The sequence below is a fragment of the Williamsia sp. Y844 genome (assembly GCF_056786475.1).
Genome location: NZ_JBXCJB010000001.1, coordinates 752,016 through 771,251 on the forward strand (window position 1 = coordinate 752,016; position 19,236 = coordinate 771,251).

At 63.0% G+C, this 19,236-nt stretch carries 20 protein-coding genes; 9 read left to right on the plus strand and 11 right to left on the minus strand.

Annotated features, from left to right (window positions below; translation table 11 throughout):
- Positions 1-75: 75 nt before the first annotated feature.
- From AC1TQG_RS03375 to AC1TQG_RS03385, 3 genes are all read left to right on the plus strand, one after another.
- Positions 76-726, plus strand: coding sequence for a hypothetical protein (locus AC1TQG_RS03375; RefSeq protein ID WP_482135521.1), 651 nt, complete (start codon positions 76-78; stop codon positions 724-726).
- Between the two features lie 571 nt (positions 727-1,297).
- On the plus strand, positions 1,298-2,509 hold the full coding sequence (locus tag AC1TQG_RS03380; RefSeq protein ID WP_482135522.1) for an HNH endonuclease: 1,212 nt from the start codon (positions 1,298-1,300) through the stop codon (positions 2,507-2,509).
- A 197-nt stretch (positions 2,510-2,706) separates the two neighbouring features.
- Positions 2,707-3,642, plus strand: a complete 936-nt coding sequence (locus tag AC1TQG_RS03385) for an amidohydrolase family protein (protein ID WP_482135523.1) — start codon at positions 2,707-2,709, stop codon at positions 3,640-3,642.
- A gap of 13 nt (positions 3,643-3,655) precedes the next feature.
- Here the strand turns inward: AC1TQG_RS03385 and AC1TQG_RS03390 are convergent, their stop codons facing one another.
- Together AC1TQG_RS03390 and AC1TQG_RS03395 are read right to left on the minus strand one after the other, a co-directional pair.
- Positions 3,656-3,937, minus strand: a complete 282-nt coding sequence (locus AC1TQG_RS03390) for a DUF2277 domain-containing protein (RefSeq protein ID WP_482135524.1) — start codon at positions 3,935-3,937, stop codon at positions 3,656-3,658.
- 30 nt (positions 3,938-3,967) lie between these two features.
- On the minus strand, positions 3,968-4,936 hold the full coding sequence (locus tag AC1TQG_RS03395; protein ID WP_482135525.1) for an NADPH:quinone oxidoreductase family protein: 969 nt from the start codon (positions 4,934-4,936) through the stop codon (positions 3,968-3,970).
- 41 nt (positions 4,937-4,977) lie between these two features.
- On the opposite strand from AC1TQG_RS03395, the gene AC1TQG_RS03400 reads away from it, so the two are divergent.
- Positions 4,978-5,667, plus strand: coding sequence for a class I SAM-dependent methyltransferase (locus AC1TQG_RS03400; protein WP_482135526.1), 690 nt, complete (start codon positions 4,978-4,980; stop codon positions 5,665-5,667).
- A 10-nt stretch (positions 5,668-5,677) separates the two neighbouring features.
- On the opposite strand, the gene AC1TQG_RS03405 is transcribed toward AC1TQG_RS03400, so the two are convergent.
- The 3 genes from AC1TQG_RS03405 to AC1TQG_RS03415 form a co-directional block, all read right to left on the minus strand.
- Positions 5,678-6,196, minus strand: a complete 519-nt coding sequence (locus tag AC1TQG_RS03405; protein WP_482135527.1) for a metallophosphoesterase family protein — start codon at positions 6,194-6,196, stop codon at positions 5,678-5,680.
- 27 nt (positions 6,197-6,223) lie between these two features.
- Positions 6,224-7,924: a class I adenylate-forming enzyme family protein gene (locus AC1TQG_RS03410; protein ID WP_482135528.1), complete on the minus strand. Its 1,701-nt coding sequence runs from the start codon at positions 7,922-7,924 to the stop codon at positions 6,224-6,226.
- 81 nt (positions 7,925-8,005) lie between these two features.
- A complete protein-coding gene (locus AC1TQG_RS03415) occupies positions 8,006-8,824 on the minus strand; it encodes an alpha/beta fold hydrolase (protein WP_482135529.1) in 819 nt (272 codons plus the stop codon).
- A gap of 186 nt (positions 8,825-9,010) precedes the next feature.
- Between AC1TQG_RS03415 and AC1TQG_RS03420 the strand changes: the two genes are divergently transcribed.
- Positions 9,011-9,991: a zinc-dependent alcohol dehydrogenase gene (locus AC1TQG_RS03420; RefSeq protein ID WP_482135530.1), complete on the plus strand. Its 981-nt coding sequence runs from the start codon at positions 9,011-9,013 to the stop codon at positions 9,989-9,991.
- 9 nt (positions 9,992-10,000) lie between these two features.
- Positions 10,001-10,774: an SDR family NAD(P)-dependent oxidoreductase gene (locus AC1TQG_RS03425; protein ID WP_482135531.1), complete on the plus strand. Its 774-nt coding sequence runs from the start codon at positions 10,001-10,003 to the stop codon at positions 10,772-10,774.
- Positions 10,775-10,777: 3 nt separating this feature from the next.
- Here the strand turns inward: AC1TQG_RS03425 and AC1TQG_RS03430 are convergent, their stop codons facing one another.
- From AC1TQG_RS03430 to AC1TQG_RS03440, 3 genes are read right to left on the minus strand one after another with little or no spacing between them, the layout of a single operon-like run.
- Positions 10,778-11,680: an IclR family transcriptional regulator gene (locus AC1TQG_RS03430; RefSeq protein ID WP_482135532.1), complete on the minus strand. Its 903-nt coding sequence runs from the start codon at positions 11,678-11,680 to the stop codon at positions 10,778-10,780.
- The gene (locus tag AC1TQG_RS03435) at positions 11,677-12,642 is read right to left on the minus strand and encodes an alpha/beta hydrolase (RefSeq protein ID WP_482135533.1); all 966 of its coding nucleotides are present in this window, start codon (positions 12,640-12,642) and stop codon (positions 11,677-11,679) included. Before AC1TQG_RS03435 ends, AC1TQG_RS03430 begins: the two co-directional genes overlap by 4 nt.
- On the minus strand, positions 12,639-13,985 hold the full coding sequence (locus tag AC1TQG_RS03440) for a flavin-containing monooxygenase (RefSeq protein WP_482135534.1): 1,347 nt from the start codon (positions 13,983-13,985) through the stop codon (positions 12,639-12,641). The genes AC1TQG_RS03435 and AC1TQG_RS03440 overlap by 4 nt, the downstream gene beginning before the upstream one ends.
- A gap of 99 nt (positions 13,986-14,084) precedes the next feature.
- Here AC1TQG_RS03440 and AC1TQG_RS03445 point away from each other — a divergent pair, with 99 nt between their 5' ends.
- On the plus strand, positions 14,085-14,690 hold the full coding sequence (locus tag AC1TQG_RS03445; protein ID WP_482135535.1) for a TetR/AcrR family transcriptional regulator: 606 nt from the start codon (positions 14,085-14,087) through the stop codon (positions 14,688-14,690).
- A 44-nt stretch (positions 14,691-14,734) separates the two neighbouring features.
- Here AC1TQG_RS03445 and AC1TQG_RS03450 read toward each other — a convergent pair whose 3' ends face one another.
- Positions 14,735-15,553, minus strand: coding sequence for an aldo/keto reductase (locus AC1TQG_RS03450; protein WP_482135536.1), 819 nt, complete (start codon positions 15,551-15,553; stop codon positions 14,735-14,737).
- 287 nt (positions 15,554-15,840) lie between these two features.
- On the opposite strand from AC1TQG_RS03450, the gene fdxA reads away from it, so the two are divergent.
- The gene (fdxA, locus tag AC1TQG_RS03455; protein ID WP_482135537.1) at positions 15,841-16,158 is read left to right on the plus strand and encodes a ferredoxin; all 318 of its coding nucleotides are present in this window, start codon (positions 15,841-15,843) and stop codon (positions 16,156-16,158) included.
- A complete protein-coding gene (locus AC1TQG_RS03460) occupies positions 16,155-17,144 on the plus strand; it encodes an NAD(P)/FAD-dependent oxidoreductase (protein ID WP_482135538.1) in 990 nt (329 codons plus the stop codon). Before fdxA ends, AC1TQG_RS03460 begins: the two co-directional genes overlap by 4 nt.
- Before the next feature lie 105 nt (positions 17,145-17,249).
- Here AC1TQG_RS03460 and AC1TQG_RS03465 read toward each other — a convergent pair whose 3' ends face one another.
- Both AC1TQG_RS03465 and AC1TQG_RS03470 read right to left on the minus strand, forming a co-directional pair.
- Complete coding sequence (locus tag AC1TQG_RS03465; RefSeq protein ID WP_482135539.1) at positions 17,250-17,771, minus strand: aromatic-ring-hydroxylating dioxygenase subunit beta; 522 nt, start codon at positions 17,769-17,771, stop codon at positions 17,250-17,252.
- On the minus strand, positions 17,771-19,108 hold the full coding sequence (locus AC1TQG_RS03470; RefSeq protein ID WP_482135540.1) for an aromatic ring-hydroxylating oxygenase subunit alpha: 1,338 nt from the start codon (positions 19,106-19,108) through the stop codon (positions 17,771-17,773). Before AC1TQG_RS03470 ends, AC1TQG_RS03465 begins: the two co-directional genes overlap by 1 nt.
- Positions 19,109-19,236 lie beyond the last annotated feature (128 nt).

Consider the following 19,236-nt stretch of genomic DNA (forward strand, 5'->3'; position numbering starts at 1 on the left):
CTCGATAGGCCGGTTGCCAGCCCCCGTAGTCAACGGCCGGTAGCCCTTCTACTGCGCGGCGCGACCATAGCAATTGTGCTCACGTTCGCGATCTCGAGCTGCGCGGGGCCCACGGAGAAGGCCGGCGACACTTCGGCCCCGCCAAGTTCGGTACGCACTGTTGACGACTACCCGGTCGTCTGGTTCGACACCGAGAACATCGACCTCGACACCCCCGACGGCACGTTCGTCCGGGCCATCTTCGAGTCCTACATCCTGCGTTCAGAACTGGGGGCGTCCGCATACTTCCCAGGTTTCGCCCATGCCGCCGGGGACAGTTGGTACAACTGGGGCGACAGACCCGGATACGGCCCCCGTAACAACCCCCCGTTCACCATCTTCGCCTGGGTCGCACCATTCATCGACCCAGACCCCGCCGGAATCTCGGACTGGACTCCACCCTCCAATGCGGTCGGCGGAGTCATCATCTGCTCACGGAACAGCCGGAACGAAGACTACGCAATGATTTTCACCTACCAACGCACCGGCACCGCACCCCCGGCCAATCAACACGGAAACCAGCCAACCCCAACCCGCAACGTCTACGGCGACTGGACAATCCTCGATAGCATCTCATCTTCTGCCGGCTTCCACATCGACCGCACCGAACGATGCAACACCCCACCCGCCCCGATCGACCAAGGCATCCAAACCCATAGCCCCGGCTGGCCCGCAAGCAGCCAATAGCCCATGACCACAAGAGAACCCAGTCTCCCGCCACACATCAAGGCCGTCCTGGCTCACCCGCCGTCGAACGACTGCGCGCGAACCGTCGAGGTCATCGAGAGTCTGACGACAACGAGGACCAGCGCCTCGAGTTCATGAGGGCTCTGGTGGCTGCGCACGCGCGAAGTCACGAAGTGCTCGACGCCGTCGCCGACGCCGACAGCGAAAGCTCAGCGAGGGCTTCGCTCGTTCGCCTGCTGGGTGTCACCGATTTCGGCGCAGACTCGATCATGTCGACGCCACTAGCCCACTTCCGTGGAGACCACGTTGAGGGCATTCGGCGCACGCTCGAAACGATGGAGCGCCAACACCGAGGGTGATAGCAAGGCGGCGACCCCACACGATTTGTTTCGTCTGCCTTCCGAAAGATGTTGTGGTCAAGCTAGATACACCACTTTCAACCTTGCGAACATGTGTTCGAATGGGTACAGTGGAGTCAGTCGACCATAAGCATCACGTATCTGACGCCTTCCCCGCAGAGACACTCCGGTCGACGCCCCCGGTTTGCTCTCTCCTTGGAAGGTGCTGTGCTATGCGACTTCTCGAGATGGTCGACGATCTCGTCGACCTAGTGATTCCTGATGACGCGAACGTTGCGCTGGGGGTGGTGAAGGATCTGATCACCCTGCGCAACGCCGCCGAGCACCAACTCGCGATATGCGCAGCGATGATCGATGAATCGGGTATCGCCCGTAAGGCCGGATCGACGACAGCAAAGTTGTTGCAGGCCAACGGGGCAGCACCCGCTTCTGCGTACCGCTGGATACGTATCGGCGCGGGACTGGCCGGCCTGGATCGTACCGCCGGCTATTCACGGGACGGGTTCCTGTCCTCCGAACACATCGACGCAGTGGTCAAAGGTGTCGCCCATATCGTCGGCCGGTCCGAGGATCCGGTGACACCCGAACAACAGGTCGAGTTCGAGCGGAAACTGTTGAGCCACGCCATCTCCGGATGTCCACCGGCTGAGATCGGTGCGGCTGCCCGCATGCTGGGCAACGAGGTCGCCAGGGACACCGGCGGGCCGCCGCCGGCCGAAGACCGGTCACTGAACAGCCTGGACTATGCAGTCCGTGAGGGTCGATGTGTCGGAACGTTCGATGTTGATGCGGTGATCGGAGAAAAGCTGTTCTCCGCGTTGGACTTCTGGTCCAGGGCCCGTCCCGAGCCCGACGGCTCGGATGACAGTCGAAGTCCTACCCAACGCCGCGCCGATGCCTTGCACCAGCTGCTGGATTGCGGTGGTGGCGGGCAATCGCTGGTGTCGGCGCCGCGAACCGAGGTGATCGTGACCGTGCCCGCCGATCATCCCGCGGCTGCGTCCCTGCCATGGATGGGTCCGGTCACCGAAGCAACCGCCGCTGCGTTGGCGTGCGATTCATCAATCACCTCGATCACCCTCGACGGGCAGGACGTACCGATCGATATCAGTCCACCGAAACGGCTGTTCAAAGGGCTGGTCCGTAAAGCGATCATCATCCGCGACACCTGCTGTGTGAAATGCGGGGGACATGCGAGTTGGTCTGACTGCCACCACATCGTCCACTTCGTTGATGGAGGTGCCACCACCCTGGAGAACGGTTGCCTGCTGTGCCGCACCTGCCACATGGCGGTCCACAACACCGACTGGGAGGTGATCATGGGCTCCGACGGGCACCCGTGGCTGATACCGCCCGCCGATATCGATCCGCAGCGAAAACCACTACCGGCCTACAACCGACGAACCCTCACCCTCGCCGCCTGATCCAACTTCACTACCGTCACCGACTCTCCACCACCAGCGCACCCGAGACTTTGTCGGGACCGCGCACGCATCTTTGACAACTCCATAGTGTGAAACGCATATGGTGCTGCCGCCCGGACGAAGTCCGCTTCATTGGCCGGACGAAGTCCGCTCCATCGACCGGACGAGCTGGGCGGCAGCACCACCCCGGCCTCGCCATGGGTAACGTGAAGGTCGTGTGTGAAGTAGCAGGCCTTCCCGTCGCAGAGGCGTCAGCCGTCCAGTCGATCTGGCAGGAGCTCGATCTGCCTGGACTCATCGACGTACACACCCACTTCATGCCGAAATCGGTGATGGACAAGGTGTGGGGCTACTTCGATTCGGTGGGCCCGTTGGTCGGCCGTGAGTGGCCGATCACCTATCGCGCCGATGAAGACCAACGGATCGAGACGCTGCGGGACTTCGGCGTCCGTGCATTCACGTCGATGATCTACCCACACAAACCGGACATGGCTGTCTGGCTGAACGGTTGGGCCGCCGATTTTGCGGCCCGCACACCCGACTGTCTGCATACGGCCACGTTCTACCCGGAGGTATCGGCGCCGAAGTATGTTGCCGATGCCATCGAATCCGGTGCAGCAGTGTTCAAGTCGCATATCCAGGTCGGCGATTACAGTCCCGTCGACCCACTACTCGACGATGTCTGGGGCACGATCTCCGACGCTGCCGTACCCGTGGTGGTCCACTGCGGGTCAGGACCGGCACCGGGGACGTATACCGGCCCCGAGCCCATCGCCGAACTACTGCAACGCTTTCCGCAGCTGCCACTGATCATCGCCCATATGGGCATGCCCGAGTACAACGATTTCCTGGACCTCGCAGGCACCTACGGCAACGTCCACCTCGACACGACCATGGCGTTCACCGCATTCGCCGAGGAAGGCGCACCGTTCCCGGTCGAATCGAGGCACAAACTGATAGACCTGGCTGATCGCATCTTGTGGGGCAGCGACTTTCCGAATATTCCGTATACCTACACCAGTGCCCTCGAAGCCGTTACCGGACTCGGCCTGGGCGACGACTGGGTACGCGGAGTCCTGCACCACAACGCGGCAAGCCTGTTCGGTCTCGAAACTTCCGAACTCGACCGCTAGCTCTTCTTTCCAGTTAACTCTGCCGAGCCGCCTGCGCCGCGATCCGCGCCTGCACTTCGGGGCGCCGCAGCGGTGGCACCGTCTTGGGCGGCTGCCGTCGTGGCGGCAGCGCTTGCAGCAATTCCATGGTCGCTGCCGTGACCCGTTCGACGGCGAGTTCGAAGGCTTCGACATTCGCCGCCGACGGTTTTTGTACGCCGCTCACCTTGCGCACATATTGTCGCGCCGCCGCTTCGATCTCGACGTCACTTGCGGGAGGCTCCAGCCCTCGGAGCTCGGTTATGTTGCGGCACATGGGCTCAACTCCTCATGGTTCTCGATCTGATCATTCGGCTATCTTGACAACCGCCTTGCCCAGGACTTTTCCGTTCGCCAGATCGTCCAGGGCCTGCGGGAGATCGGCCAGCGCATAGGTGCGATTGACCGGCGGGCGCATACCGGCGGCGACCATGGCCGTGAGGTCTTCGTGAAGCTGTGCGGGCAGTCCCGGATGGGTTCGCACGTATTCACCCCACGCCGCACCGACCACAGAAATGTTGCGGAATAGCACGCGGTTCAGCTTCACCGACGGAATCCCCCCTGCCGCGAATCCGATCACCACAAACCTGCCGTCCGGGGCAACCTGACGCAGGGCCTCGTCGAACACCTCGCCGCCGACCGGGTCGATCAGGACATCAACGCCGGTTCCGGTGAGTTCCTTGATCTTTGTGCCCCAGCCTTCTTCGAGCTGAACAACCTCGTCGGCCCCGACGCTTCGCAGCAACTCTTCGGCACCCTTGCGGTGCACGATCGCGATGACTCTCGCGCCCATCGCTTTTGCCACCTGAATGGTCGCAACGCCGACGCCACCGGCACTGCCGAGCACACCGACGGTCTCACCGGGCTGCAGATTGGCCCTGATCTTCAGCGCAAAGATGGCCGTCTGAAGGTTGATGCCCATCGCCGCGCCTTCGTCGAAACTCAGCTCCGGCGGAATCGGAAGCAACTGCTCGTCGGTGGCGACAACCTGCTCGGCAAATCCACCGACCACCGACATCACCTGAACACGGTCGCCTACGGAATATCGGGACGTCGCCGGCGCCTTGGCGACCACGCCGGCCACCTCGGTGCCGGGTGTGAACGGGGTCGGGATCCGGAGCTGGTATTTGCCCTGACTCATCAGGAGGTCGGGAAAGCAGATCCCGCAGGACTTCACGTCGATGAGCAGCTGGTTGTCGGTCGGTACCGGATCAGGCACCTCTGACAACGTCAATCCGCTCGGACCGGTCTCTTCGTTCAGTATCTGAGCCTTCATATCGCCCAACCCTACGCGGGGACGCCGATAGGATCACCGGTATGACATCTGTTCCACAGAAGCACGATGACCAGCCCAGTGAGCTCCAACTCCAAGCGGCCAAAGACGCGCCCGGTTTCATGCCGATCGACGAGGCGATCGCTCTCTATCGGGTTGCGCAGCAGTATCTGTCAGCCCCAGACGCTGTGGGGATCGGCGTCGAGATCGGCACCTATTGCGGTAAATCCACCGTCTTCCTCGGTGCCGCGGCGCAACCGCTCGGTGCGGTGATCACCACCATCGATCACCACCGCGGATCCGAAGAACACCAGGCGGGCTGGGAGTACCACGACATCAGCCTCGTCGACCCGCACACCGGCACGCTGGACACCTCCGCCCGGTTCCGCCGGACGATGTGGGATGCCGGACTCGAAGACACCGTCATCGGGTTGCTGGCCACCTCAACAGCGGCAGCCCGCATTTGGGGCCGACCGGCGGATTTTGTGTTCATCGACGGCGGGCACAGCAGCGAGGCCGCACAAAACGACCTGGCCGGATGGGCACCATGGGTTCGTCTCGGCGGAGCACTGCTGATCCACGATGTATTCCCCGATCCCGCCGACGGTGGCCGACCCCCCTTCGAGATCTACGAGAAGGCGCTCAAGACGGGCCAGTTCACCGAGGTCGGCGTGCAGGGCTCACTGCGGGTTCTGCGACGCGACGCCGGAAGTCCAGGTCAGCCCCTGTTCTAGACAGGTCTGTCTAGGTGGGTCTGTTCTGGGTTGGTCGGGGCAATCGGTGCAGTTGCACGTGAAACACAGAATCGTCGCCGATCGTGGCGGTCATGTACGTGCAGTGCGGTTGTCGTCGGCGGTCGGTCGGTGACCCCGGATTCAGCAGTCGCAGACCGGTGTCGGATGTGGTGTCCCAGGGGATGTGACTGTGGCCGAACACCAGGACGTCGGTATCCGGATAGGCCGCCGACATCCGCTTCTCCCGTCCCGTCGCGGCCCCGGTCTCGTGGGTGACGGTGAACCGCAGGCCACCAAGCACAACATCTGCGCGCTCGGGCATCCGAGCGCGCAGATCGTCACCGTCGTTGTTGCCCCAGCACGCGATCAGACGCGTCGAGCGCGCAGCGAGGGCTTCGTATGACGCCACATTCACCCAGTCGCCTGCGTGGATGACCACGTCGGCGCGCTCCACCGCCTCCCATACCGGTGTCGGCAAGTCGCGGGCCCGCTTGGGGATGTGGGTGTCAGAGATCAGGAGGAGGTCCACACCTCAACCGTAACCCGCTACCCGGCCTCAACCCGAATACTGCTCGCGCACTTTTCGTTTGAGGATCTTCCCGGTGGCACTACGCGGAAACGGCGCAAGGTCGAACACCACGGCTGCGGGCACCTTGTAGTCGGCCAGTGCGCCGCGCGCGATGTCTTGAACGTCGGCCTCCGTCAGGTTCACACCCTCCCGTGTCGCAACCGCGGCGACCACCACCTCACCACGCCTCTCATCGGGAACACCGAACACCGTGACCTCGGTGAACTTGTCGGAAGCCATCAACGCCAGCTCGACTTCGGCGCAGTAGATGTTCTCCCCCGCCGAGATCACCATGTCTTTCTTCCGGTCGACAACGAACACCAGGCCGTTGTTGTCGAGGTAGCCCAGATCGCCACTGCGATACCAGGATCCATCGAAGGCCGCGGCCGTCTCGGTGGGTCGGTCGAGATATCCCGCCATCACCAGCGGGCCGCGGATCTCCAGCTCACCCACCTCACCTGCGGGCAAGACCGTTCCGGTGTCATCAACAACCCGCACCGACATCACCGAACTCAACGGCCCGGACGAGTCCGGGTATGTGGCAAGCAGATCACCACCCGCGGTGCACACACTGCCGGCTGCCTCTGTCATCCCCCAGCCAACACTCCGACCAGCTGATGGGAGTACCTGACTGATTCGATTCACCAGGTCAGGTGACGTGGCCTGCCCGGCAGGTGCCACATTGACCAGACTTGCGAGGGCCTCTGGCGGCGGGTTGGCGGCCAGGAGGTCGGTGATCACCATCGGCGGGCCCGCCAGCATCGCCAGCTTGTGCTTGGCGATCAATCCGATCGCGGTTTCCACATTCCACCGATTCTGGATCACCACGAACCCACCGGAGGTCATCGAGGTCAGGATGCAGACCAGGCCAGAGGTGTGGAACAGCGGAAAGACCAGCAGCGCCGACAGACTCGGCATCAACCCGCGCAGCGCATCGGGCTCCATCCCGTACTTGTGGGCGTTCGTGAGGATATTGACCTCTTTGATCATCCGCAGGTTCATGACCATCGTGCAGATGTTGCGTTGCGTCAGCAGAACGCCTTTACTCCGGCCAGAAGTGCCCGAGGTGAACAGGATCAAACACAACGATTCCGGGTGGACCGAGACCGGCGCCGGCGGAGCGAACGACTCCCCCAGGACATCGGCATACGAGCGGGCGGGCCCGCCTGGCAGCTCGTCGCCAACCACCAACAGCGACACGTCTGAGCCCGCCGAACGCACCAGCGAAGCTCGCCTGTCATCGGCGATCACGACCACGCAGTTGGCATCGGCCAGCGCATGACCGATCTCCGCGACGGACTCCCGGCTGTTGAACAGCACCGCCGCGCCACCGCAACGGGCTATGGCCATGATCGAAACCACATACGCCAGTTGGTTTTTCATCAACACGCCAACCCGGCTCCCGGGTCCGACGCCATAGTCGGCCACGAGCGCGCCCGCCAGCCGTCCGGCCTGCTCCGCAACCTCTCGATAGGTGTACTCGACGCCATCGGAGACCAGCAGGGTGTTGTCGGAATAGGTTTCGACGAGCTCACGGAACACCATGTCGAGCGACGCCGGAGCGTCACGATAGACCAGCATGGACTCCCCGCGGACCGTGGCCGTTGCCAGCGCAAACGGACCATCTCGCCCGGTCAGCTCAGTTTCCAGCTTGCGATAGAGGGATATCGGTTCGAGGACTGCGGTCACGTTCGGCTACCTCCTTGGCTACATACGTCACCGAGCATATGAGAACAGGTTCTAGTTTATGAAGAAAAGCCAGAACCCGCATCAGCAGACCTGCTCGATGATCGCGTCGGCGACAATCCGCGGAAACTCTTCGGGTATCCAGTGGGTGCCGCCTGCGACCTCCACGTACCGATACGGCCCGCTCACATGTTGTGCGCAACGCGCCGGACCGGCAGCGGTGATCGCGATGTCATCGGTACTCCAGATGAACGTCGTCGGGATTGCGACGTCGCCGATGTCATGGGTGTCGAGCGGCATGGCCCGATACCAGTTCAGCGCAGCGGTCAGGGCACCCGGCTCGGACAACACCGCGAGGTGCCGCTCGACGGCCTCGGCCGGAACGGCATCGCCGTACCCCAACCGCAGGGCCAGGCAGTCGTCGGCCAGGAACGCCTTCTCGGGCTCGTCAGGCGTGGCGAAATACTCCATATAGCCCGACCGTTCCCGCTGGTCCGGATCATTTTCGCGCGCCCAGGCAAACGCCGCCGGATGCGGCACCGACACGGCGGTCAATGTATGCAGCCGTTCCGGATGCGCAGCGGCAACCGCCCAGGCGACAATCGCACCCCAGTCGTGTCCGACCAGATGCACCTTCGCCAGGTCGAGGGCATCGCAGAGTCCGATGACGTCGGCCACCAACTCCGGCAACCGGTAGTCGCTGATCGACCCGGGACGCGCTCCCGGCGAGTAGCCACGCTGATCGGGGGCCACCGAGGCGATCCCGGCGCCGGCGAGTAGCTCCGAGACCGCCGACCACGACGCGGACGTCTCCGGGAATCCGTGCAGCAGGACCGCCACGTCACCCGACCCCGTTGGTGGCGTCCACGAGGTGACCGTGAACTCGAGGTCGCGGGTGGACACAGTGGACACCGTGGAAACAGGGGAAACCTTCGCATCTGCGGGGCACATGGATGGAAGTCTCATCGATCGCGTCGAACTCTGCAAGGATTTGCACTGTGCAAACAGAGGCGAAAGTGTTTGGGCGACAACGTCTGCCAATTGCGCCATTCGTCGGCGCATCCGGCTGCTCCCGGCTAATCTGCAGCAATGCGCGCAGCCGTCATCGAGGGTGGAAGGTTTGTCGTCCGCGACGTCGCCGAACCGGAACCCGCACCCGATGAGCTGTTGATCCGGGTCCGCGGCTGCGGAGTCTGCGGCTCGGACCTCAAGACCTATCCCCTGCTGCCCGACGGCGCGATCATGGGACATGAGTTCGCAGGCGAGGTTGTCGGCGCCGGATCCGCCGTCGCCGATCAATGGGCCGAAGGCACCCCGGTCGCGTCGATGCCGGTGATCGGATGCGGTACGTGTCAGCACTGTGTGGCAGGCGACCCGGCCCGATGCGCCACACCGCAGGCCCTCGGACTCGGGATCCGGGCCGGCGGATTCGCCGAATACGTCACCGTGGCCGCATCCGGCACCGTGGCACTCGATCCGGCCGTCGACCTGCGGTCCGGCGCACTGGTCGAACCACTCGCCGTCGGCCTGCACGCGATGAACCGGGGCGGTGCCAGAAGCGGCGACCGCCTGTTGGTAATCGGATCCGGACCGGTCGGACTGTCCGTGGTGATCTGGGCACGTGCGCAGGGAATCACCGACATCACCGTCTGCGATCCGGTGGCACAGCGGAGGCAGGCGGCACTCGATCTCGGTGCCGCCCACGCCTTCGACCCCGCAGGCGAGGATGTCGGAACGGGCTTCGATCTCGTCGTCGAATGCGTTGGCAAGACCGGAATGATCGCCACCTGCCTCGACGCGGCCGGGCCACGCGGCCGGATCGTCATTGCCGGGGTCTGCATGGAACCAGACACGTTCATGCCACTGGGCGCCATCGTCAAAGACGTCACCATGAGCTTTGTCAGCTACTACACCGCCGACGAATTCCGCACCGCCGCCGCAGCATTGGCTGATGGCAGCCTCCGTCTCGACGGCTTTATCAGCGGCTACTCGACCCTGGACGACCTCCAGGAGGTTGTCGCCGGTCTATCCCATCCAAGTGACCAGCAAAAGGTCATCATCACGCCTTAGGAGTGCACCATGGAATCAAGCCCGCTTGCCATTATCACCGGCGGCGCCTCCGGCATCGGGTGGGCCAGTGCACAGGCACTGAGCACCAGAGGATTTCGGGTGGTGATCGCCGACATCAACGCCGACGCCGCGCGCGAACGCGCGGCCGAACTCGGCGGTGATGCAGTGGCCGCCATCGTCGATGTCGCGGACGAGGATTCGGTGTGTGCGTTGTTCGAGTCCGTGAGCACGAACCAAGGCCAACTGACCTCGGTGGTCAATTGTGCAGGCCTGACCATCCCCGGCGCGCTGGCAGACCTGAGCCTGGCCGATTGGAACACCACCATCGCCGTCTGCCAAACCGGCACGTTCCTCACGTTCAAATATGCTGCACGCCATATCGCCGACGGCGGTTCCATCGTCACCATCGCCTCACTCAACGGCCGTCAACCCGCGCCCGGCCTGGGCGCCTACTGCGCGGCAAAGGCTGCGGCACTGATGCTGACCCAGGTTGCCGCCCTCGAACTGGGCGAGCGCGGCATCCGGGTCAACGCGATTTCCCCCGGCCTGGTCGACACACCACTGGTCGCCGGACTGTCCCTGGTCCCGGGGATGACCGAGGACTACATCGAGAACACCCCACTCGGGCGAAGTGGCAAACCCGAAGAGATTGCCGCGATGGTTGCATACCTGCTGTCCGACGAGGCATCCTGGATCACCGGTTCGGCCTTCGACATCAACGGCGGCGCCCACACCAAACGCTATCCAGATCTGCTCAAACATGTTGCTGCAATGGGTTTGTGAACATCAATCCCAGGGAACCGAACCGCCCAGCTGGCCGGTCACGTCGTCGGCAACCGAACTGACGAGCGCGCCCCGCCTGTTCAGTTCGGCACCGGCCATCGGTGCAGAACAACCCAGTACACAGAGCGCCCCGACCACCTCACCTCCGGCATCGAAGATCGGCGCATTCACCGACAACGGGTGATACCAGGCGCTCTCGTCGATGGCACCCACCAGCACATCGGCATCCAGATTCTGTTGTTGACCTTCCACAAACGCGGCGGTACGTCGCGAACCCCGAACACCGGAACCCGTCGCAGCCGAGGCCAGGTCATGAATGCGCCCCGCATCCATCGGGTATTGCTCGACCGCAAAACGCCGGGCGCGCACCGCGGCAAGACGGTCGGTAAGGCGTTGATCGTGCTGTGCCTGCACCGGACTCCGGTCAAGCCAGTCGGCGATGGCCAGGTCATCCGACCACGCAACCAGAACCGAACCCAGCGGGGGCCGAAAGGTGATCCGGTCACCTGATCGCAGATTCAGCCCACCTCCATTGACCTGCCCGGCATCTTGAACACCTGCTATCAACAGGTCGTCACCGGAAGGTACTACAGCACAACATGATTGGCCGGTCATCTCGACGAGCTCTGCGATCGCGCGTGAGGTCGGCGCCAGTTCAGCGATACTGCGCCCGGCCGCTTCACCGATGCGCACCAGCGCCGGACCCAGCCGATAGGCCTTGCTGCTCGGATGTTTGACCACCCATCCGACCCGTGTGAGCTCGGTGAGCATCGGATAGACGGTGGCCTTGTCGAGCCCGAGGAGTGCTGCGATGTCGGTGAGACTGCAGCGCCGGCCCGGTGGATCACTGAGCATTTCGACCACGTCGACGAGGCGTTCGGTCTGCGGGGACCGCCGTACCGTCATACCCCGGGCGACTGCCTGCCGAGATGCCTTGCCAAGAACTTGATCTGGTGGCGCGCAGCGGCTTCGAACCAAGGCTGCCCGGAATAGATTCCGAAGTGATCGCAAGGATAGTGGCGCACTTCGGCTCGGGCCTTCACTGCGGCGTTGGCCGCCGGATGCGTCGGCGCACTCCGATCGAAATCGGCGATCTGCATCAGGACCGGGCATCCGATGTCGCCGGCATCCCGGTCTGGCCGATAGCCACCGATCTCCGGACCGATCGCCGCATCGATCGTGTTCTGCCAGGTCGGACCAGCGATCGCGAGGTAGTCCTGTCGATAGCCCGGCAGCGTCATGGCGCCGACCTCACCCGGCTCGGCGACGATCGGCATCATCTTCGGTGTCCGACCGGCGGCCTTGCGAACCCGGCTCCGCAATCCCAGCGCGGTCGATCGGGCGATCGCCGACACCGGCAGGTTCGCAAACGCCAGCCGTCCCGCCGCAAGACCGTTGACCAACGGCGTCATCGAGATGATCGCGGCCAGGTCGTCGCGCCCGGCTCCCACGGAGAGGACATGCCCTCCCGACAACGAAACACCCCACAACACAATCCTGTTCGGGTCGACGCCCTCAATCGCCTTCACAGCCGAGATGGCGGCACGGTAATCCTCGAGCTGACCCTCGATCGACACCGTCTGCCGAATGTGGCCACCCGAAGACCCGAACCCACGGTAGTCGAAGGCGAACACATCGAGGCCACTTGCGGCCAGCGCTGTGGCGAACGGTTCCAGGCCGGAATCCTTTGTCCCACCGAGCCCGTGCGCCATCACCACAATCGGGGTACCGGCGGGACCCTTGAGAGCGTCGGTGCCTGCCCGGAAGTACCAGGCATCACATTCGACCCCGCCGCTGTAAAACGTCCGGGTCAGGTAATGCCCGGAATCCGAACTGCCGGTGCCGGGGGTTACCGTCTGCGCGGTCATGCGGACACCGCCCAACGGGGCGCACCGAGGTCGGCAGCCCGGGCCAGACCATCCGGCAGCTCCTTGGTCCGCATGTCGTGCTCGTAGATGAAGTAGTCGACCTGCTGGGTGTGCCGCGGGCGATCGAGCATGTGACCGGTGTACTTCTGTTGGTCGCTCACGATCACCTCCTCCATCACCTCGGGCGTCGGCAACCGGTATCTGCCTGCGGCATAGGCGCCGAGTAGCCGGGACTGGCATTCTACGAACGGGAACAGTGTGGGGGTCGACTGCGCGAATCCGATGAACACCAGGTCGTCGATCCCCGGCTTGAACATCCGCTTGTACAGCGGAATGTGGTTGTCGGGCGCGCTGATGAAGTCTTTGTCGAAGAACGGGAAGGTGATGTTGTACCCGGTGGCATACACGATCACATCGAAATCACCGCTGGTGCCGTCCTCGAAATGTACGGTGGCTCCGTCGAGTTCGCGAACATTCGGCTTGGGAATCACATCACCCGAGCCCAGTCGCAGTGGCAGCTCCACCGACTGCGTCGGATGTGCCTCGAACAGTTTGTGATTGGGCGTGGGCAGTCCGTAGTTCTCCGGCCGACCCGACAGCATCGGGTGGCCCATCTGGACCAGCTTGCGCTGCCAGGACAGGGGCAGATAAGGCGTGGTCTGGTAGTACTTGTCCGCAGGTTTGCCTGCTATGTACTTCGGGACGATCCAGGCGCCCGATCGCGTCGACAGTGTCACCTCGTTGCGCAATGTCTTGGACGACAGTTCCACAGCGATGTCGGCCGCGCTGTTGCCCAGTCCGACAACGAGTATCCGCTTGCCGGTCAGGGGCAACGGATCCTGCGGGTCGATGTAGTGATGCGCATGGATCGACTCGCCACTGAAGGTTCCCGGGAAATCGGCGCGGCGCGCATCCCAATGATGTCCGTTGCCCACCACGAGCAGGTCGAACCTTCGGGTCTCGCCTGCCTGGGTCTGCAACTCCCAGCCTCCGCCGTCGAGCCTGCGGGCGTGGGTCACCCCGTTCTGGAACTCGATGTTGTCCTTGAGGTCGAACGCGTCGGCGTAGGCATCCAGATACGACTTGATCTGGGAGTGATGCGGAAAGTCGGGATAGTCCTCCGGCATCGGGAAGTCCTTGAACGACAGACGATGTTTGGAGGTGTCGATGTGCAGTGAACGGTAGGCGCTGCTGTACCCGTTGGGATTCTTGAACGCCCAGTTGCCGCCGACCCGATCCGAGACCTCGAAACACGTGTACGGAATGCCGTAGTCGTTCAAAATCTTTCCGGCTGTCAATCCACTGATACCGGCGCCGATGACAGCCGTGGTCGGACCCTGCATGAGAGCTCCTGAAGCATCTAGTTGACACATTCTGCAATCTGTTGACCCGAGAGTACACAGATCGGAGAATGTGTCTACCAGTTTTGCTATGTTTGCCCCGTGACAGATTCCATCGATGCCCGCAGCGTTCACGATCGACTCCTCGACGCCGCCGAAGTATGTCTCGCGGCCAAGGGCATTCGGGCGACCACCGTGCTGGAGGTCGCCGAGACCGCAGGCGTGTCGCGGGCGTGGCTGTACCGGCACTTTTCGGACAAGTCGGCGCTGCTCGGTGCCACGATCGTGCGACTCAACGATGCATTCTGGGCAGATGCGCACCAGAGACTGGCCGGATTTGACCAGTTCGACGCCCAAATGGCTGCGGGTGTCGCCCACGGCCGCAGCGCCTACGATTCGCCGGGGGCGCTGATGATGAAACTTCGCATGAGTGAACCCGAGGAGTTTGCTGCCTGCGCGGGTATCGGAGTCCAAGGTCTGGTGCCCGACCTCGCGGCGTTCTGGCAGGACTATGTGATCGCTGCCCGCGACCGCGGCGACATCCATCCGCAGACCGACATCGCCGAGGCCTCCGAGTGGGTGGCCCGGGTGCTCATCAATCTGACAACGGTTCCCAGTCCCAGCCTGGACCCCGACGACCAAGCCGCGGTGAGGCGTTACTTCCGGCGCTACGTGATGCCAGGACTGCAGGCCGCTCCCGCACAATAGATTTCGGGTGGATGCGGGTCAGGAGTGGTTCCGGACGCTTTCCTTCACCACATGATGTCCGGATCGGCGCCGAGCCGGTCGCCGGTGTTGAGCCCATCGATCTGCGCCATCTGGTCGTCGGTGAGCTCGAAATCGAATACGCCGAAGTTCGACTCGATACGGTCGGGTGCCGACGATTTCGGGATCACCACCGTATCGCGCTGCAGATGCCAGCGAAGGACCACTTGGGCCGGCGTCTTCGACTGGGCTGCAGCGATATCCACGATCTCCGGGATGGCGAGGGTACTTCCCTGCCCCAGCGGCCCCCAGGCTTCGGTGACGATTCCGAGCGATGCATGGAACTCGCGTAGTTCGTTCTGGGCAAGTCTCGGGTGCAACTCGATCTGGTTGACGACGGGGACCTCACCGGTTCCCTCGATCAGTTCCTCGAGATGCGCGCGGGTGAAGTTGGAGACTCCGATCGAACGGATCACCCCGTCGGCCTTCAGCTTCTGGAAGGCCCGAAACGTATCGACGAACTTGCCCTCCTTCGCCAGCGGCCAATGAATCAGGTATATGTCGACATAGTCGAGACCCAAAGTGGCCAGCGACTTCTCGAAGGCTCTCATCGTGGTGTCGTAGCCCTGATCGTCGTTCCACAACTTCGTGGTCACGAAGAGTTCGGATCGCGGAACCGGTGATGCCCGAACGGCCCGGCCGACCCCGGCCTCGTTTCCGTACATCGCCGCGGTGTCGACACTGCGATAGCCACACCCGATTGCGTGCGTGAGCGCCTCCTCGGCGGCGTCATCGGCCACCTGATAGACCCCGTAGCCGACGGCCGGAATCATGTTGCCGTCCAGCAGGTTCACGGTCGCACCCATGGCGTACTCCTCAGATCTTCTTTCGCGGACGAACTGGCCTGATCGCGGACGGCCGATTCTCGGCCCCACAGCCTGAAGAGAAGACTAAATTGCCTGCGTCCTCGCGTCAATGTGAAACACCATCTTGCGATACGAGAGAGTTTGGACTCCGGGCAACAGTGTTAAGTCTTCATGAAGAGACATCGATCAGGTGCAGTTCGCGTTGACAAGACCTTGATCCAGCCAGGATTCTGTCTCATATTGCGAGTCACTAGCTTGCATACAGAGACGGATAGGACAGGAGCGCCATGGCGTACGTCATCACCAGCCCGTGCATCGACGAGACAGACAAGTCGTGCATGGAGGAATGCCCCGTCGATTGCATCTACGAGGGCGATCGGATGATGTACATCCACCCCGACGAATGCGTCGATTGCGGTCGCTGCGAACCGGTCTGCCCGGTGATCTCGATCTTCCACGAGGAGGACGTACCCGAAGATCGAACCGTGTTCATCGGCATCAACGAACAGTTCTTCGCGAACATCGGATCACCCGGTGGTGCCAGAAAGGTCGGGGTCATCGGCAAGGATCATCCGACGATCGCCGCGTGGGAGGCCACCGAATGACATCCACGACACCAACGCCGGTCACGGTGGACCTGTTGGTCATCGGGGCCGGACCGGCCGGTCTCTACGGGACGTACTACGCCGGTTTTCGGGGGATGTCCGTCGCGTTGATGGACTCGCTCCCGCAGGTGGGTGGACAAGTTGCGGCCCTGTACCCGGAGAAACAGATTTTCGACATCGCCGGCTTCCCCGCTGTCAAAGGGCAGGAACTGATCGATTCCCTGTACACACAGGCACTGCAGAGTGAACCGATCCTGCTCCTCGGCCAGACCGCAGCGAAACTCGAGACCCATCCCGACGGTGTCTCGGTCACCACCGACGCCGGGACCACCGTGCACGCGAAAGCCGTTCTCATCACCGGAGGTGTCGGAAGTTTCGAACCTCGCCAGTTGCCGGTGGGTTCCGACTACGAGGGCCGCGGCCTGCGCTACTTCGTCCCACGTCTGAATGACCTCGCCGGCCACGACGTCGTCATCGTCGGCGGCGGCGACTCTGCCCTCGACTGGGCACTGGGGCTCGAGAAGATCGCGGCGTCGGTGACCCTCGTGCACCGCAGGCCGGTGTTCCGCGCACACGAACGCAGTATCGCTCTGCTCGCGCAGTCGACGGTCACGGTCATGACGCCGTATGAAGTCGCGGCCGTCACCGGCGAGGACGACGTTGCCGAGGTGACGGTCCGGCACGCGAAGAGCTCAGAAACCGTTGCCCTGCCTGCCAACTCGATTGTCGCGGCCCTGGGCTTCATCGCCGATCTCGGCCCACTTGATTCCTGGGGCCTCGAACAGGACAAGCGTCGCATCGTCGTCGGGCGCGACATGCAGACGTCGATCCCCCGGGTCTTCGCAGCCGGGGACATCAGCGAGTACCCGAGCAAGACACGTTTGATGAGTGTCGGTTTCGGTGAAGCGGCGGCCGCGGTGAACAATCTCGCGCCGCTGGTCGACGCGAACCTGTCCGTGACGCCGGGACACTCTTCCGACAGCTAGATCTGCAACCCCAAAGAACGACGACGGCGAGTTGTGGTCACGTTCACCACAACTCGCCGTCATCAGGGGTTCTCGTCAGTGCAGGCCCTCAGGGGACACAACCCCTCAGAGGATGAAGCTCAGTCGTGCACCGGGGTCCATCGCCTCGTTCGTCAGCGTGGCGCGCCGCAACGTGAACGCGAGACCATCGTCGGTCACGAGTAGTTGGTGATCGTAGCGACCGACGTAGTAAAACGCGCCCCCATCGCGGAAACGGTGGATCACGAAATTGGCGCTCACCTGCAAGCAGGCTCCGTCACGCCCGAGGATCCGGACATTGCTCACCAAGCGGGTTGTTCGCGAATGCGGGTTCTCGGCGTGCGCTTTTCGGCTCTTGAGGCGTTTGACCCGCGCGTTCAGCAGATCCCAGTCATCGGCCACAAAGTAGCCCGCCTCCTCGGGGCCCAGACCGCGCGCGTCGGTCGTGGGTACGAACATCGACGCCCCGGGGACGAACCGCGTCAACCATTCTTCGAGCTTCCAGTCATCGAGCAGTGCCGCCTCGTCGTAGAAGAACTCTTCGACCTCGGCACGGGAGACCGCCCGGTCACTTCCGGTGGACACATCCAATTCGATTGCAGTAGTCATCATCCGACCTTTCCGCTGACGCCGTCGATCTCGCCTACGCGCTTACTCCAGTGCCTCCAGAAGCTGCGCATCGCACCTTCGTCGATCGATCGTCCCCGCGGGCCGGTGAGGTCGTCTCCCATACCGCGGGACATGTCACTCCAGTCCAGGTCCACCGAATCGAAGCCGGCAGTGGCGGATACTCCACGCTGGACCGCTTCATACGCTTCGATGTCATCCGGTGTCGCCAGTCCGCCCGGTCCGACGAAACTCGCCATCGTCTTGAGCCGCAACGCCCGTACATCCGCAGGCTCGCCATTCTCGACGAACTGCCAGGCGCGGACATCGGTCACTCCCGGCTCCACCGGCTCGAGCTGCCGAATGGTCAGGGATTCGAGGTCGAAGAGCAGAAGATTGGGGAATACGAACAGGATTCGTGAGGCATTCGCCACGTCGTCCGCACGCTCGGCACCGAGGCGCTCCGCCATCTCCGCGCGCTTGCTCTCGATACGGGTCTTCTCCGGTTCACCGAAGCGCGGTTCCCAGATCATGCCGATACGGCCGTTGTGGCCGGTCAGGATGAGCAGTCCGTGGCCTTGTCCGAGATCATGGGCGTACTGGTCGTGGTCGGTGACGGCGAAGCCCGTCTCCCTCAGATAGCCGACAAAGGTGTTGTGCGTCGGCGCGAAATGATAGCCATCCATGGCATTTTCGACAGCGAGCTTCCAGTTGCCGCGCACGCTGTACTTCTGCACGCCGGGAAGGGTGGTCATCCCTTCTTTACCGATCGAAGCGGTCATGGTCATGTAATCCGCAGCCGGACCGAGATGTTCGAGCAGCGGCGGGACGCCCTCGTCGAAGGCCACGAAGACAAAACCCTCGTGGATGTCCAGACGCGGGACCCGGCGCAGCGAGAGCGAATCGACGAACTCGCTTGCCTCCGGATAGGCGTCACTGTCCGGCAGGGCCGCGAGTTCACCGGAATTGCGGAAAGTCCAGGCGTGATAGAAGCATTGAAAGTTCTTGGTGCGCCCTTCGGCTTCCCGGCAGAGGATGGTTCCGCGGTGGGGGCACGCATTGAGGTACGCCTGCACAACACCGTTCGAGTCCCTGACAAAGATCAGGGGGCGGCCGCCGAGTGTTCGGGTCTTGAAGTCCCCGGCGACCGGGATCTCGGTTTCGTGGCCCAGATAGAGCCAGGTACGGCCCCAGATCTCGTTACGTTCCCGATTGAAGACGGCATTTTCTCGGTAGGCGCCGCGGTGAACTTTGAAGGTCAGCGCATCCCAATCCTGCGCGATCAACGAGTTCCCGACGTCCAGACGTCCAGCATCCGCTGCGGGCAGCGTAGTGGTCATGGTGCACTCACATTTCGTTGTGGTTGTTCAGTGCGAGACATCGTCTCGCACTACGAGATATTCGATCAAGCCCTTGATGCCTTGTCAATTCGCCCGGAGAGCCGGAAAGCGAGGTTTACGAGCATGTT